Origin of the sequence: Methylibium sp., assembly GCF_965279545.1 — a bacterium.
GTDB lineage: Bacteria > Pseudomonadota > Gammaproteobacteria > Burkholderiales > Burkholderiaceae_C > Methylibium.
The window spans coordinates 3,716,887-3,732,701 of record NZ_OZ257250.1; the positions used below are offsets into that span (position 1 = coordinate 3,716,887).

11 protein-coding genes and 1 riboswitch are annotated in these 15,815 nt (G+C 68.2%); of the genes, 9 read left to right on the top strand and 2 right to left on the bottom strand.

The features are described from left to right. Positions 1 to 9: 9 nt before the first annotated feature. Positions 10 to 2,346 carry an AAA family ATPase gene (locus tag ACQY9S_RS17440; protein WP_428421402.1) on the top strand — a complete coding sequence of 779 codons (2,337 nt, stop codon included), beginning with the start codon at positions 10 to 12 and terminating at the stop codon, positions 2,344 to 2,346. A 43-nt stretch (positions 2,347 to 2,389) separates the two neighbouring features. Next, positions 2,390 to 3,463, top strand: a complete 1,074-nt coding sequence (locus ACQY9S_RS17445; protein ID WP_428421404.1) for a homocysteine S-methyltransferase family protein — start codon at positions 2,390 to 2,392, stop codon at positions 3,461 to 3,463. Between the two features lie 35 nt (positions 3,464 to 3,498). Here ACQY9S_RS17445 and ACQY9S_RS17450 read toward each other — a convergent pair whose 3' ends face one another. Further along, positions 3,499 to 4,029 carry a hypothetical protein gene (locus ACQY9S_RS17450; protein ID WP_428421405.1) on the bottom strand — a complete coding sequence of 177 codons (531 nt, stop codon included), beginning with the start codon at positions 4,027 to 4,029 and terminating at the stop codon, positions 3,499 to 3,501. Positions 4,030 to 4,134: 105 nt separating this feature from the next. Then, positions 4,135 to 4,235: riboswitch (S-adenosyl-L-homocysteine riboswitch) on the top strand. Between the two features lie 63 nt (positions 4,236 to 4,298). On the opposite strand from ACQY9S_RS17450, the gene metH reads away from it, so the two are divergent. Together metH and ACQY9S_RS17460 are read left to right on the top strand one after the other, a co-directional pair. Then, a complete protein-coding gene (gene metH / locus ACQY9S_RS17455) occupies positions 4,299 to 7,070 on the top strand; it encodes a methionine synthase (RefSeq protein ID WP_428421407.1) in 2,772 nt (923 codons plus the stop codon). A 108-nt stretch (positions 7,071 to 7,178) separates the two neighbouring features. After that, positions 7,179 to 7,772 (top strand): glycine zipper 2TM domain-containing protein, encoded by a 594-nt coding sequence (locus tag ACQY9S_RS17460; RefSeq protein ID WP_428421408.1) that lies wholly within the window; start codon positions 7,179 to 7,181, stop codon positions 7,770 to 7,772. A gap of 116 nt (positions 7,773 to 7,888) precedes the next feature. On the opposite strand, the gene ACQY9S_RS17465 is transcribed toward ACQY9S_RS17460, so the two are convergent. After that, positions 7,889 to 9,406, bottom strand: coding sequence for a YifB family Mg chelatase-like AAA ATPase (locus tag ACQY9S_RS17465; protein WP_428421409.1), 1,518 nt, complete (start codon positions 9,404 to 9,406; stop codon positions 7,889 to 7,891). A gap of 229 nt (positions 9,407 to 9,635) precedes the next feature. On the opposite strand from ACQY9S_RS17465, the gene ACQY9S_RS17470 reads away from it, so the two are divergent. The 5 genes from ACQY9S_RS17470 to ACQY9S_RS17490 all read left to right on the top strand — a co-directional run bounded on the left by ACQY9S_RS17470 (position 9,636) and on the right by ACQY9S_RS17490 (position 15,788). Then, complete coding sequence (locus tag ACQY9S_RS17470) at positions 9,636 to 10,388, top strand: TorF family putative porin (RefSeq protein ID WP_428421410.1); 753 nt, start codon at positions 9,636 to 9,638, stop codon at positions 10,386 to 10,388. 20 nt (positions 10,389 to 10,408) lie between these two features. Further along, positions 10,409 to 10,747 (top strand): P-II family nitrogen regulator, encoded by a 339-nt coding sequence (locus tag ACQY9S_RS17475; protein WP_011827772.1) that lies wholly within the window; start codon positions 10,409 to 10,411, stop codon positions 10,745 to 10,747. A gap of 25 nt (positions 10,748 to 10,772) precedes the next feature. Beyond that, positions 10,773 to 12,305: an ammonium transporter gene (locus ACQY9S_RS17480; RefSeq protein ID WP_428421411.1), complete on the top strand. Its 1,533-nt coding sequence runs from the start codon at positions 10,773 to 10,775 to the stop codon at positions 12,303 to 12,305. Between the two features lie 160 nt (positions 12,306 to 12,465). Further along, complete coding sequence (gshA, locus tag ACQY9S_RS17485) at positions 12,466 to 13,761, top strand: glutamate--cysteine ligase (RefSeq protein ID WP_428421413.1); 1,296 nt, start codon at positions 12,466 to 12,468, stop codon at positions 13,759 to 13,761. A gap of 140 nt (positions 13,762 to 13,901) precedes the next feature. Next, positions 13,902 to 15,788, top strand: a complete 1,887-nt coding sequence (locus ACQY9S_RS17490) for a potassium transporter Kup (RefSeq protein WP_428421415.1) — start codon at positions 13,902 to 13,904, stop codon at positions 15,786 to 15,788. Positions 15,789 to 15,815 lie beyond the last annotated feature (27 nt).

Below are 15,815 nucleotides of genomic sequence, written 5' to 3' on the forward strand. Positions count from 1 at the left end.
AGAGGGGCCATGGCAAGAAGCGCTGCTGATGCCCGTTATGTGCTGTCGCCCGGCTTGGCGGACGCGCCCGTGCTCGACCGGCTGTGCTCGCAGTTCGTGCTCACGCTGGCGTTGCGGCATCTGGGACGGTTCAACCTGCGGCGTGACTGGAGCGCCCTGCTGTCGCTGACGGGCCGCCATCTGGTGTGGCCGCCGAGCGTGCTCAAGCGCTTGCGTGACTACCTCGGCCAGCGCGTCAAGCTGCACGACGCGTGGCAAGGCCACGCCGCCTTGAGCGATGCCGCCTTCGTCGCGCGGCATGGCGCCTGGCGCGGGCCCTACGAGGAGGGCACGCTGTTCTTCTACATCGACGAGTACGTGAAGGACGCGCCCAAGGACCTGCTGGCCGTGCTCGGTGCCACCGCCGAGTGGCTGCAGCGCAGCGTCAAGAAGGAGTCGACGCTGGTGCAGAAGAACATCGATGCGCTGGCCGGCCTGCTGCAGCTCAACCCGGCCGAGCGTGCGCTGCTGCTGTACGGGACGCTCGCGCGTTACCAGCGCGACCTGCGCGGCCTGCTGGTGGAGTTCAAGGTGTCGAGCGCTCAGGAGGCCTATGCGGCGATCGCCGAGGTGGCGGGGGTCGACGAGCGCGAACTCGCCGAGGCGCTGCGCACCGGCTCGCGGCTTGAGCGCATCGGCATGGTCGAGAACCTGATCTCCGAGCACAACATCACCGACCTGGCCGACCTGATGAAGGTCAGCGAGCAGTTGCCACCGGTGCTGATGCGCGAGTACCAGGGCCCCAGCGACCTGATGGCGGTGTTCACCAAGCCGGCCACGCCGACCGAGCTGAGCCTGGGCGACTTCGAATTCGTCGCGGCCGACGCGCAGATGCTGGTGGCGTTGCTGAAGAACGCCGTCGCACGCAAGGAGCCGGGCGTCAACGTGCTGCTCTACGGCCCGCCCGGCACCGGCAAGACCGAGCTGGCGAAGGTGGCGGCGCAGGCCGCCGCGCTGGAGCTGTACGAGGTGGAGTCGGCCGACCGCGACGGCAACTCGCTGTCGGGCCGCGACCGCTACCGCTCGCTGCAGATGAGCCAGGTGTTCCTCAAAGGCAGCCCGAGCGTGGCGCTGCTGTTCGACGAGGTCGAGGACGTGTTCCCGCCGCTGTCGAACGACGCCGCGCAGCTGATGGCGCGGCTGGAGCAGAGCGACAGCGGCACCTCGAGCTCGGTGGGCGGCAAGGCCTGGGTCAACCAGATCCTCGAGACCAACCCGGTGCCGGTGGTGTGGGTCACCAACCGCATCGAGCAGATCGACCCGGCGTTCCGCCGCCGCTTCCAGTACCACCTGGAGCTGAACTCGCCGCCGCCGGGCGCGCGCGAGGCGATCGTGCAGCGTGCGCTCGAAGGCGTGCAGGCGGCGCCGGAGTTCGTCGCCAAGCTGGCCGGGCGGGCCGGGCTGACGCCGGCGCAGATCCGCACCGCGGTGCGCTTCGCGCGGTTGGCGGGCGGCGACGCTGCAGGTGCTGCGGCAGATGGCGTGGCCGGCGAAGCGGTGCCGGCGCAGGCGCTGATCGAGCGCCAGCTCGGCAACGCCGACAAGGCGCTGGGCCTGCGCCTGCGCGACACCGCGGCGCGGCCGGCGGTCACGCAGTACGACCTGGGCCTGCTGAATGTCGACACCCGTTTCGAGCTGCCGCGCATCGTCGAGGCGCTCAAGCGCCGCAGCTGCGGCACGCTGTGCCTGTACGGCCCGCCGGGGACCGGCAAGACGGCGTTGGCCGAGCACATTGCCGCCGAGCTGCAGCGGCCGTTGGCCGCGCGGCGCGCCTCCGACCTGGTGAGCAAGTACGTCGGCGAGACCGAGCAGAACCTCGCGCGCATGTTCGAAGAAGCGCAGCGCGAGGGCGCGGTGCTGCTGCTCGACGAGGCCGACAGCTACCTGCGCAGCCGCCAGCGCGCCGAACGCAACTACGAAGTCACCGAGGTCAACGAGATGCTGCAGGGCATGGAGCGCTTCGGCGGCGTGTTCGTCTGCACCACCAACTTGTTCGACGAGCTCGACGAGGCGGCGCTGCGACGCTTTTCCTTCAAGATCCGCTTCAAGCCGCTGGAAGCGCCGCAACGCGAGCGCATGTTCATCGCCGAGGCGCTGGGCGGCGACGCCGCGGCGCTGACGGCCGAGCAGCGCGCCCGGCTGGCCGCGCTGGACGTGCTGACGCCGGGCGACTTCGCAGCGGTGCAGCGGCAGGTCGAGCTGCTGGGCGACGTGTTCGAGCCCGACGGCTTCCTGTCGCAGCTGGAGGCCGAGCACCGCGTGAAGCCGGGGGTGCGCGAGCGCCGCGGCATCGGCTTCGTGCGCTAGGTTCGTCAGTAGGGGCATCGGTCAGCCTTCCTACAATCGGGGCATGAGTGCCCTGCCCTACACCCGTGCCGCCCAGTTGCCCGAGCTGCTGAAGCAGCGCATCCTGATCCTCGACGGCGCGATGGGCACGATGATCCAGCGCTACAAGCTCGGCGAGGCCGACTACCGCGGCGAGCGCTTCAAGGACCACGGCAAGGACCTGAAGGGCAACAATGAGCTGCTGCAGTTCACGCGGCCCGACGTCATCACCGAGATCCACGAAGGCTATCTGGCCGCGGGAGCCGACCTGATCGAGACCAACACCTTCGGCGCCACCAGCATCGCGCAGGAGGACTACGGTCTCGCGCACGTGGCGCGCGAGATGAATGTGGTGGCGGCGCAGCTCGCGCGTGCCGCCTGCGACAAGTTCAGCACGCCCGACAAGCCGCGTTTCGTGGCCGGCGCCTTCGGCCCGACGCCGCGCACCGCGAGCATCAGCCCGGACGTCAACGACCCGGCGGCGCGCAACGTCAGCTTCGACGAGCTGCGCGCCGCGTACTACGAGCAGGGCGAGGGTCTGCTCGAGGGCGGTGCCGATCTCTTCCTGGTCGAGACCATCTTCGACACGCTGAACGCCAAGGCGGCGATCTTCGCGATCGACGAGCTGTTCGAGGCGACCGGCGAGCGCCTGCCGGTCATCATCTCCGGCACCGTCACTGACGCCTCGGGCCGCATCCTCAGCGGGCAGACCGTCAGCGCCTTCTGGCATTCGGTGCGCCACGCGCATCCGGTGGCCGTGGGGCTGAACTGCGCACTCGGCGCGACGCTGATGCGGCCCTACATCGAGGAGCTGTGCAAGGCCGCGCCCGACACCTTCATTTCCTGCTACCCGAACGCCGGCCTGCCCAATCCGATGAGTGACACCGGCTTCGACGAGACGCCGGCGATCACCGGCGGCCTGGTCGAGGAGTTCGCGCGCGCCGGCTTCCTGAACATCGCCGGCGGCTGCTGCGGCACCACACCCGAGCACATCGCCGAGATCGCCCGGCGTGTCAGCGCCTACCGGCCGCGGGCGCGGCAGGAGCGCTGGATCAGCCAGTTGAGCGAAGAGGCCGACGGTGACCTGCAGACGGCCTGAAGGCGCGCGGCCGTCGCGCCATGCTCATCGCCGCGTCACTTGCCGGCCGGACGGTCGTTGACCACGAGCTCCAGCCCAGCGCCTTCGGCCCGGCCCAGGCCGACGATGCGCGAGATCGGCACGCCGCGGCCCACGAGGTAGTCGCGCACGCTGGCGGCGCGGTCCTGGACGATCCGCCCCGAGGCCTTGTCGTCGGCCGCGGCGCCGATCTGCAGCTCGGTGGTCGCCGCATGCGGCTTGAAGCCGGTCGCGAACTGGTCGAGTACCGCGGCCAACGCCGGCTTGACGGCAGTGCGCTGGGGGTCGAAGGCGTGCTTGGTCGGCACCTCGACGCGCAGGCGGTGGTCGCCGGTGCTGTCGATCACGACCGGCGTGCCTTTGAGCGCCTCCTTGAGGCGCACACGCTGGGCCTCCAGTGCCGGCGACAGGCCGGAGCCGAACAGGCCGCCGAAGCTCGGGCCGCCGGAGCCGGGCGTGCCGGGAGCGCCCGGCCGGCCGGCGCAGCCGGCCAGAGCGAGGGCCAGACAGAACAGCCCGGCCGCAAAAGTGGGGGAGAAGCGTGTCATGCCGGGCATTGCAACCGGGCCCCGCTTGCCGCACAAGGGGGACGGCCAGGCCGTGCAGGGGTATTGGGTGAGGCTTTGTAAACGCCGCCGCGCGTAAAATCTGCCGTGCTCGAGGAGCGTTGCGACGGTTGCCCAGGCTCTGGGTCGGCCGCCAGGCTCGGGCCGGCGGCACCGCGAGGGCCGCCCTGCAACGGCGCTCACCCCTCCGCCGACCGGCGGGCTGCGGGTGGGCCGCAGCACCGGCGCGGCGCGTCTTACGGTGAACTGCCATGTCGACAGCTGTTGCCCCTGATTTCTCGAACGTGCCGCCGATGCGCCTGTCCGGCCTGGAGCCGGTGGCCATCGGCGAGCGCTCGCTGTTCGTCAACATCGGCGAGCGCACCAACGTCACGGGCTCCAAGGCCTTCGCGCGGATGATCCTGGCCGGTCAGTTCGAGGAGGCGCTGGCCGTGGCGCGCCAGCAGGTCGAGAACGGCGCGCAGGTGATCGACATCAACATGGACGAGGCCATGCTCGACAGCAAGGCCGCGATGGAGCGCTTCCTGAAGCTCATCGCCTCCGAGCCCGAGATCGCGCGCGTGCCGATCATGATCGACAGCTCGAAGTGGGAGGTGATCGAGGCCGGGCTGAAGTGCATCCAGGGCAAGGGCATCGTCAACTCGATCTCGATGAAGGAAGGCGAGGACGCGTTCCGCCACCAGGCGAACCTGGTGCGCCGCTACGGCGCGGCCGCCGTGGTGATGGCCTTCGACGAGAAGGGCCAGGCCGACACCTTCGCGCGCAAGACCGAGATCTGCGAGCGGGCCTACCGCATCCTGGTCGACGAGGTGGGATTCGCGCCCGAGGACATCATCTTCGACCCCAACATCTTCGCCATCGCCACCGGCATCGAGGAGCACGACAACTACGCGGTCGACTTCATCGAGGCCACGCGCTGGATCAAGCAGCACCTGCCGGGCGCCAAGGTGTCGGGCGGCGTGTCCAACGTGAGCTTCAGCTTCCGCGGCAACGAGCCGGTGCGCGAGGCCATCCACACGGTCTTCCTGTACCACGCCATCCAGGCCGGCATGGACATGGGCATCGTCAACGCCGGCATGGTGGGCGTGTACGACGACCTGGACGCCGAGTTGCGCGAGCGCGTCGAGGACGTGGTGCTGAACCGCAAGCCGGCCTACAAGCCGGGCGAAGCGACGCTGTCGCCGGGCGAGCGGCTGATCGAGATCGCCGAGCGCGCCAAGGGCGCGGCCAAGGACGACAGCGCCCGCCTCGCGTGGCGCGCCGGCACGGTGGACGAGCGGCTGTCGCACGCGCTGATCCACGGCATCACCGACTTCATCGTCGTCGACACCGAGGAAGCCTGGCAGGCGATCCGGGCCGGTGGCGGACGGCCGCTGCACGTGATCGAGGGGCCGCTGATGGCCGGCATGAACGTGGTCGGCGACCTGTTCGGCCAGGGCAAGATGTTCCTGCCGCAGGTGGTGAAGAGCGCGCGCGTGATGAAGCAGGCGGTGGCCCATCTGCTGCCCTACATCGAGGAAGAGAAGAAGGCGCTGGTCGACGCCGGCGGCGAGGCCAGGGCCAAGGGCAAGGTGGTGATCGCGACGGTGAAGGGCGACGTGCACGACATCGGCAAGAACATCGTCACCGTCGTGCTCCAGTGCAACAACTTCGAGGTCGTCAACATGGGCGTGATGGTCGCGTGCCAGGACATCCTCGCGAAGGCCAAGGTCGAGGGCGCCGACATCATCGGCCTGTCGGGCCTGATCACGCCCAGCCTCGAGGAGATGCAGCACGTGGCCGCCGAGATGCAGCGCGACGACTACTTCCGCATCAAGAAGATCCCGCTGCTGATCGGCGGCGCGACCTGCAGCCGGGTGCACACCGCGGTCAAGATCGCACCGAAGTACGAAGGCCCGGTGGTCTACGTGCCCGACGCCTCGCGCAGCGTGGGCGTGTGCAGCGAGCTGCTGAGCGACGACCGCGCCGCGAAGTACATCGAGGACCTGAAGGTCGACTACGACAAGGTGCGCCAGCAGCACGCGAACAAGAAGGCCACGCCGATGGTCTCGCTGGCGGCCGCGCGGGCCAACAAGGCGCCGATCGACTGGGCCGGCTACACGCCGCCGATACCGAAGTTCATCGGTCGGCGTGTGTTCAAGAACTACGACCTGGCCGAATTGGCCCAGTGCATCGACTGGGGCCCGTTCTTCCAGACCTGGGACCTGGCGGGCGCCTTCCCGCAGATCCTGCGCGACGAGGTGGTCGGCGCCGAGGCGCAGCGCGTGATGAGCGACGGCAAGCGCATGCTGCAGCGGCTGATCGAGGGTCGCTGGCTGCAGGCGCACGGCGTGATCGGCCTCTACCCGGCCAACACGGTGAACGACGACGACATCGAGATCTACACCGACGAAACCCGCAGCGAGGTGCTGATGACCTGGCACGGCCTGCGCATGCAGACGGAGCGGCCGGTGGTCGACGGCGTGAAGCGCCCGAACCGCTGCCTGGCCGATTTCGTCGCGCCGAAGGACAGCGGCAAGGCCGACCACGTCGGCCTGTTCGCGATGACCGCCGGCCATGGCGTCGACAAGAAGGAGGCCGCCTTCCTGGCCGACCACGACGACTACTCGGCCATCATGCTGAAGGCGCTGGCCGACCGCCTGGCCGAGGCCTTCGCCGAACGCATGCACCAGCGTGTGCGCACCGACTTCTGGGGCTACGCGGCCGACGAGGCGCTCGGCATCGAGCAACTGGTGAAGGAACAGTACCGCGGCATCCGCCCGGCGCCGGGCTACCCGGCCTGCCCCGACCACACGGTCAAGCGCGACATGTTCCGCGTGCTGCACTGCGAGGACATCGGCATGGCCCTGACCGAGAGTCTGGCCATGACGCCGGCGGCCAGCGTCAGCGGCTTCTACCTGGCGCACCCCGATGCCGCCTATTTCAATGTCGGCAAGATCGGCGACGACCAGCTGCGCGACTGGGCCGGCCGCACGCAGCAGGACCTGGCACAGGTGGAGCGCGCGCTCGCGTCGCTCGGCTGAGGCCGGCGCCGGCGCGTTGCGCTCACCGGGCCTTACATCTGATGCACTCGCCGCGGCAACTTTGCGGCGCGTCTCGGTTCCAATTCGACGGGCAATGGAGGACAGATCATGGACACGGCACAGGCATCGAATGCGACGAGCGGCGGCGCGCCGCGCTGGATGTGGGTGGCGGGTGGCGCCGTCGCGCTGACCATCGCCGGGGTGGCCAGTGCCCTGGCGCTGCAGCGCGCGCAGACCACCGGGCCCGCGACCACTGCCGAGCCGGTCGAGCAGCCCGCGCCGGCGGCGCCCAGGCCGGTGGCGAAGGCGGCAGCTGCCGCCGCCACGCCACGCAGCGCCACCCAGGAGCCGGCTACCGAGGCGCAGGCGGCGGTGTGCGCCCAGTGCGGCGTCGTCGAGTCGGTGCAGTCGGTCAAGGTCAAGGGTGAGGCGCACGGCGTGGGCGCGGTGGCGGGCGGCGTGCTCGGCGGCGTGGTGGGCAACCAGTTCGGCAAGGGCAACGGCCGCGCCGCGATGACCGTGCTCGGCGCGGTGGGCGGCGGCTTCGCAGGCCACGAGATCGAGAAGAACGTCAAGGCCAAGACTGTCTACAACGTGCGCGTGCGCATGGACGACGGCAGCGTGCGCACCTTGCAGCAGTCGCAGGCACCGGGGATCGGCGCGCGGGTGAAGGTCGAGGGCTCGACACTGCGCGCCGCGTGAGCCACGCGGGCCGGGGTTCGTTGCGGTTTTCGGCATCTTTGTCAGGAACGCTGACCGTCCAGCGTGAGCGCGGGCGCTGAGTCGGGTGATCTGATGCGGGTGAACGCGACCGGGTGTCAGGCCGTGACGAGCACGCGCCGGTACTGGATCGCCTCGGCCATGTGCCCGACGCCGATACGATCGGCGCCCGCCAGGTCGGCGATCGTGCGGGCCACTCGCAGCAGGCGGTGCTGGCTGCGTGCCGACCAACCCAGCCGGCAGGAGGTGGCCTGCATGAACGTTGATGCACCGTCTTCGACGCTGGCGTGCGTGTCGATGCCGGTGCTGTCGAGCAGCGCATTGCTGCAGCCCTGACGCTGCTGCTGTCGGGCGCGGGCCCGGGCGGCGCGTTCGGCCACGGCCTCGCTCGCGTCGCCGTCGGGCAGGGCGGCCAGCACCTCGGGTGCGACCGCGGGCACCTCGACCTGCAGGTCGATACGGTCCAGCAGCGGGCCGCTGATCCTGCGCTGGTAGCGCGCCACGGCCTCGCTCGAGCAGCGGCACGCCTTGATGAGCGAGCCGGCATGGCCGCAGGGGCAGGGGTTCATCGCCGCAATCAGCTGAAAACGTGCCGGGAACTCGGCCTGCCGAGACGCGCGTGAGATCGTGATGCGACCGGTCTCCAGCGGCTCGCGCAGCGCCTCGAGCGCAGCGCGGGGGAATTCCGGCCACTCGTCGAGGAACAGCACCCCATGGTGGGCCAGCGAGATCTCACCCGGTCGTGGCGGGGAGCCGCCACCGACCAGTGCGATCGCCGAGGCGCTGTGGTGAGGCGAGCGCAGCGTGCGTTCGCGCCAGCGGCTCGCATCGAAGTGGCCGGCCAGGCTGAGCACGGCGGCAGACTCGAGGGCCTGCTCATCGCTGAGCGGCGGCAGCAAGGCCGCGAAGCGCTGCGCCAGCATCGACTTGCCGGTCCCCGGCGGGCCGACGAGCAGCACGCTGTGGTTGCCGGCCGCGGCGACCTCCAGCGCGCGCTTGGCGGCGGCCTGCCCCTTCACGTCACGCAGTTCCGGTCGGCGCGTCAGGGCGACCGGCCGCGGTGCAGGCGTGGCGACCGGCAGCGCCTGCGCAGCGTCTCCGGGCAGCAGGGCGCTCACCACATCGAGCAGGTGTCGGGCCGCGTGCGCCTGCAGGCCGTCGATCAAGGCGGCTTCGCGTGCGCTCGATTCCGGCAGCACCAGCCGACGGGCCAGCCCGTGGCGCCGCGCCGCCAGGGCCATTGCCAGCGCGCCGCGCACCGGTCGTAGATCGCCGGCGAGCGACAGTTCCCCGGCGAACTCGAACGAGGCCAGCCGGGTGCTGTCGATCTGGCCGCTGGCCGCCAGGATGCCCAGCGCGATCGGCAGGTCGAAGCGGCCGGACTCCTTGGGCAGATCGGCCGGCGCCAGGTTGACCGTGATGCGCTTGTTGATGGGGAACTCGAGACCGCTGTTCAGCAGCGCGGCACGCACCCGCTCGCGCGCCTCCTTGACTTCGGTGTCGGCCAAGCCGACCAGCGTGAAGCTCGGCAAGCCGTTGGCCAGATGCACCTCGACGGTGACTTCGGGTGCTTCGAGCCCATTGAGGGCACGGCTGTGGACGACGGCGAGCGACATGGTTCATCGATCATGGCATCCCGCCCCGAGTCCCACGAGCCCACCGAAGGGGGAAGGCACCTGTTTTGCACCGTACAGGTGCCAAAAGTTGCAGATCGCCCCTAATCAGGGCGTTCTGGATACAAGGCTCCCCGGATCGGCTCGCGGCTCCCCGTTATGGCGCAGTGGCACAGAACCTGCTGAGCCCTCGTCCGTGCTTTCTGCCCGAACCCCTGATACAGGAGAACCCATGAAGAAGACGAAGGTGGCTCTCGCAGCCCTGATGGTTGCGTGTACGGCGTCGGCGTTCGCCGCCGATGAGCCGAAATCCGACTGGACGATCAGCGGCAATGCCGGGTTGTTCAGCGACTATCGTTTCCGCGGCATCTCGCAAACGAACAAGAAGCCGGCCTTCCAGGGCGGCTTCGACATCGGCCATTCCTCGGGCTTCTATGTCGGCAACTGGAATTCGAACATCGATTCGGACTTCTTCAGCGGGGCCAACCTCGAGATGGACTTCTACGGCGGCTACAAGCTGCCGGTGGGTGATCTCACGCTCGATTTCGGCGTGCTGTACTACTACTACCCCGGTAGCGGCGACAACGGCGGCATCAAGATCGACAACACCGAGCTCTATGTCGGCGCCAGCTATGGCCCGTTCTCGCTGAAGTATTCGCACGCGGTCAGCGACTTCTTCGGCATTCCCGATTCGAAGAACGCCTACTACCTGGACGCCGGTTTCAGCTATCCCGTCGCGACGAGCCTCACGGCCGTTGCGCACATCGGCTACCAGGGCCTGAAGGGCAACGCCAAGGTCCTCGAGATCGACGGCAGCGGCCCGCATGACTCGGTCGTCGACTGGAAGCTCGGCGTGGTCTACGACCTGAGCGGCTGGGCCCTCAGCGCCAGCTACATCGGCACGAACCGGGACCTCGCCGGCTCGGTGGCTGGCCGCAACATCAGCGGCGACACCGTCGTGCTGTCGATCGGCAAGACCTTCTAACCCCTACCAAGGAGAACGCCATGAAGATGGTGACCGCCATTGTCAAGCCCTTCAAGCTTGATGAAGTTCGTGAGGCTCTGAGCGCCATCGGCGTGCAGGGCATCACCGTGACCGAAGTCAAGGGCTTCGGCCGCCAGAAAGGCCACACCGAGCTGTACCGCGGTGCGGAGTACGTCGTCGACTTCCTGCCCAAGGTGAAGATCGAAGCGGCGGTCGACGATGCCATCGTCGATCGCGTGATCGAGGCGATCGAGGCCTCGGCGCGCACCGGCAAGATCGGTGACGGCAAGGTGTTCGTCACCAACCTCGAGCAGGTGATCCGCATCCGCACCGGCGAGACCGGCAAAGACGCGCTCTGAGCGACCACAACTGAACGAGACAAACATGAGAAAACTCATTGCCTCACTCGCCGCCTCGTTGGCGGTCGGCCTGGCGGTTGTCGGTTTTGCCGACACGGCCTTCGCCCAAGAAGCTGCCTCCGCGCCCGCCGCGGCAGCCGCAGTCGTCGAAGCTGCATCCGCCGCTGCGGCTCCTGCCGCCGCCGCGGCGCCTGCCGATGCCGCCTCGGCAGCTCCCGCGCCGGTTCCCAACAAGGGCGATGTCGCGTGGATGCTGGTGTCCACGCTGCTGGTGATCATGATGTCGATCCCGGGCCTCGCGCTGTTCTACGGCGGCCTGGTGCGCAGCAAGAACATGCTGTCGGTGCTGATGCAGGTCTTCGTCGTGTTCTCGCTGATCAGCGTGCTGTGGTTCGTCTACGGCTACAGCCTCGCGTTCACCGAGGGCAACTCCTTCATCGGCGGCTTCGACCGGCTGTTCCTGAAGGGCACCTTCGATCCGGCCACCGGGGCGTTCGCTATGGGAGCGACCTTCAGCAAGGGCGTCGTGATCCCCGAGATCGTGTTCGTGGTCTTCCAGGCCACGTTCGCGGCCATCACCTGCTGCCTGATCGTCGGCGCCTTCGCCGAGCGCATGAAGTTCTCGGCCGTGCTGCTGTTCGTCACGATCTGGTTCACCTTCAGCTACGCGCCGATCGCCCACATGGTGTGGTTCTGGATGGGTCCGGACGCCTACGCGAGCAAGGAAGTGGTCGACGCGATGACCGGCAAGGCCGGCCTGATCTGGCAGTGGGGCGCACTCGACTTCGCCGGCGGTACCGTGGTGCACATCAACGCCGCGGTCGCGGGCCTGGTGGGGGCCTACATGGTGGGCAAGCGCATCGGCTACGGCAAGGAAGCCTTCACGCCGCACTCGCTGACGCTGACCATGGTGGGTGCCTCGCTGCTGTGGGTGGGCTGGTTCGGCTTCAACGCGGGCTCCGCGCTCGAAGCCGGCAACAGCGCCGCGCTGGCTTTCCTGAACACCTTCTCGGCGACGGCTTGCGCGGTGCTGGCCTGGTGCGTCGGTGAGTCCCTGCTCAAGGGCAAGGCCTCGATGCTGGGTGCGGCGTCGGGTGCGGTGGCCGGTCTGGTGGCCATCACGCCGGCGGCCGGCAACGTCGGCATCGTCGGTGCCATGGTGGTCGGCGTCATCGCCGGCTTCGCCTGCCTGTGGGGTGTCAGCGGCCTGAAGAAGATCCTGGGCGCGGACGACTCGCTCGACGTGTTCGGCGTCCACGGCGTCGGCGGCATCGTCGGTGCGCTGCTGACGGGCGTGTTCAACTCACCCGCCCTGGGCGGCCCGGGCTACGTGACCGACTGGGTCACGGCCAGCGTGATCTCGGCGGCCGACTACTCGATCGCATCGCAAGTGTGGATCCAGGCCAAGGCCGTGCTGCTGACCATCGTCTGGTCGGGCGTGGTCTCGCTGATCGCCTACAAGATCGTCGATCTGGTGATTGGTCTGCGCGTCAGCGAAGATGCCGAACGCGAAGGCCTGGACATCACCTCGCACGGCGAGACGGCCTACCACCAGTGATGACTGGATGAGGGTGTGAAGGGCCCGGGCGGGCAGGATCTGCCCGGGTCGTCACGACAGAGGCCGCCTTCGGGCGGCCTTTTTCTTTGCGGGCTTGCAAGCGGCACTCGGAACTCCACCTGCCTAGAATTCGTCTTCCGTTCCGGCAAAGGCTGCTCCCATGGTCCCTCACCTCATCACGGCGCTCAACGGGCCGATCAACGAGCTCGAGCAGCGCATCCTGGAGTCGATGCCGGCGATCGAGCGCTGGTTCCGCCTCGAGTGGATGGAGCACACGCCGCCGTTCTATTGCTCGGTCGACGTGCGCAACGCCGGTTTCAAGCTGGCGCCGGTCGACACCAATCTCTACCCGGGCGGCTTCAACAACCTCACGCCCGAGATGCTGCCGCTGGCGGTGCAGGCAGCGATGGCAGCGATCGAGAAGATCTGTCCCGAGGCCAAGAACCTGTTGCTGATCCCCGAAAAGCACACGCGCAACAGTTTCTACCTGCAGAACGTGCAGCGGCTCATGCAGATCTTCGGCTCCGCCGGCCTGAACGTGCGTCTGGGCACCTTGGACGACACCGTCACCGAGCCGACCCGGCTCGCCCTGCCCGATGGTTCGGAGCTGACGGTCGAACCCCTGCTGCGCAGCAAGCGTCGCCTGGGACTGAAGGACTTCGATCCCTGCACGATCCTGCTCAACAACGACCTGTCGGCCGGCATTCCGAAGGTGCTGGAAGGTCTGCACGAGCAGTACCTGCTGCCGCCGCTGCATGCCGGCTGGGCGGTGCGGCGCAAGAGCCTGCACTTCCAGGCCTACGAGGACGTCGCGAAGAAGTTCGCCAAGCTGCTGGGCATGGATCCCTGGCTGATCAATCCGATGTTCGCCAAGTGCGGCAAGGTCAACTTCCAGGACGGCACCGGCCAGGAATGCGTGCAGAGCCATGCCGATGCGCTGCTCGGCAAGATCCGCCGCAAGTACAAGGAGTACGGCATCCAGGAGAAGCCGTTCGTGATCGTCAAGGCCGACGCCGGCACCTACGGCATGGGCATCATGACGGTGCGCGACGCCAAGGACCTCGACGAGCTCAACCGCAAGGCGCGCAACAAGATGAGCGTCATCAAGGACGGCCAGGAGGTCTCCGAAGTGATCATCCAGGAGGGCGTGCCGACCTACGAGCGCGTGAACGATGCCGTGGCCGAACCGGTGGTCTACATGATCGACCGCTACGTGGTCGGCGGCTTCTACCGCGTGCACGCCGAACGCGGCATCGACGAGAACCTCAACTCCCCCGGGGCGAGCTTCGTGCCGCTGGCCTTTGCCCAGAGTCACCACCTGCCCCGGCCCGGCGAGAAGCCGGGCGCGAGCGCGCCGAACCGCTTCTACATGTACGGTGTGATCGGGCGGCTGGCGATGCTGGGCGCCAGCTACGAACTCGAAGCGACCGATCCCGACGCCGAGGTCTACGAGTAGCCGCCCGGACGGCGCGCGGGACAGGCCTGCAGCCTGTCGGGGCGCGTCTCCGGGTCGTTGCTGCATTGCAACATGGGCGCTGCGTCAAGCTCGATCGGCCGGCGCACAATGATCCTTTTCGCCGTCCCCGCGCCTGTTTCGTGCAATCACGACTTTCCGAACCGCCGACCGGCTCCAAGCTGGCGGCCTTGACGCTCGGCGCCGTCGGCGTCGTTTACGGCGATATCGGCACCAGCCCGCTGTACGCTCTCAAGGAGGTGTTCGCCCACGGGCGCATCGACATCTCCCCCGAGAACATCTACGGCATCCTGTCGCTGGTGGTGTGGACGCTGACGGTCATCGTCTCGCTGAAGTACGTGCTGCTGATCCTGCGCGCCGACAACAACGGCGAGGGCGGCCTGATCGCGATGCTGGCCCTGGCGTCCACGGCGGTGAAGGAGCGCCCGGCGCTGCGGCGCCGGCTGTTGATCCTCGGCGTGTTCGGCACCGCCATCTTCTTCGGCGACGGTGTCATCACGCCGGCGATTTCGGTGCTGTCCGCGGTCGAGGGTCTCGAGGTGGCCGCGCCCGGCCTGCACCGCTATGTGATGCCCCTGACGCTGGTCGTGCTGACCTTGCTGTTCGCCGCGCAGCGTTTCGGCACCGGTGGCATCGGCAAGTTCTTCGGCCCGGTGACCGCGGTCTGGTTCGCCGTGCTGACCTTGCTCGGGGTCGTCCACATCGCCGACAACCCCTCGGTGCTGGTCGCGCTGAGTCCTCACCATGCGCTGGGCTTCATGTGGCGGCATCCGGGTACGGCCTTCGTGTCGCTCGGTGCCGTGGTGCTGTGCGTGACCGGGGCCGAGGCGCTGTATGCCGACATGGGCCACTTCGGCAAACGACCGATCCGCCTGGCCTGGTTCAGCCTCGTGATGCCGGCGCTCATCGTCAACTACTTCGGCCAGGGTGCGATGCTGCTGCAGCGACCACAAACGGTGACGAACCCGTTCTACGAAATGGCACCCGAGTGGGCGCTGTATCCGCTGATCGTGCTGGCCACGCTGGCCACGGTGATCGCCTCGCAGGCGCTGATCACCGCGGCCTTCTCGGTCACCAAGCAGGCCATCCAGCTCGGCTACTTCCCGCGGCTGCGCATTACCCACACCTCGGTGAAGGAAACCGGCCAGATCTACGTGCCCTTCGTGAACTGGGGGCTGTACGCCTGCATCGTGCTGGCGGTCGTGACCTTCGGCTCCAGCAGCAAGCTGGCATCGGCCTACGGCATTGCCGTCACGACCGACATGCTGATCACGACGGTGATGACGTTCTTCGTGATCCGCTACAGCTGGAAATACCCCTGGGCGCTGTGCATCGCCGCGACCGGTTTCTTCTTCGTGGTCGATTCGCTGTTCTTCGCGGCCAACGCGATCAAGGTTTTCGAAGGCGGCTGGTTCCCGCTGGTCATCGGCGCCGCGATGTTCACGCTGATGATGACCTGGAAGCAGGGCCGCCGCCTGGTGAGTGAGCGCGTGCGAGAGGAGGCGATCGACCTGAAGAGCTTCCTGGAGTCGGTCTTCATCAGCCCGCCGACGCGCGTGGAAGGCACGGCCGTTTTCCTTTCCGCGGAGCAGGGCAGCACGCCCAACGCGCTGCTGCACAACCTCAAGCACAACAAGGTGCTGCATGCGCAGAACCTGTTCGTCACCGTCAAGCACCACGAGGTGCCGTGGGTCCCCTTCAGCAAGCGCTGCGAGATCGAGTCGCTCGGCCGCTGCTGCTGGCAGGTGACGCTCAATTTCGGCTTCAAGAACGAGCCCGACGTGCCCGAGGCCCTGGGCCTGCTGAAGCACCGCGGCGTGCAGCTCGACGACATGGAGACCAGCTATTTCCTGTCGCGCGACATCGTGATCCCGACGATCGGCAGCGGCATGGCCATCTGGCGTGAGAAGCTGTTCTGCAGCATGCACCGCAATGCGGCCGCGGCGGCCGATTTCCTGAACCTGCCGACGAATCGCGTGGTGGAACTGGGCTCGAAGGTCGAGATCTGACCGTGCGCTCGGGGGCGCGCGCTGCCC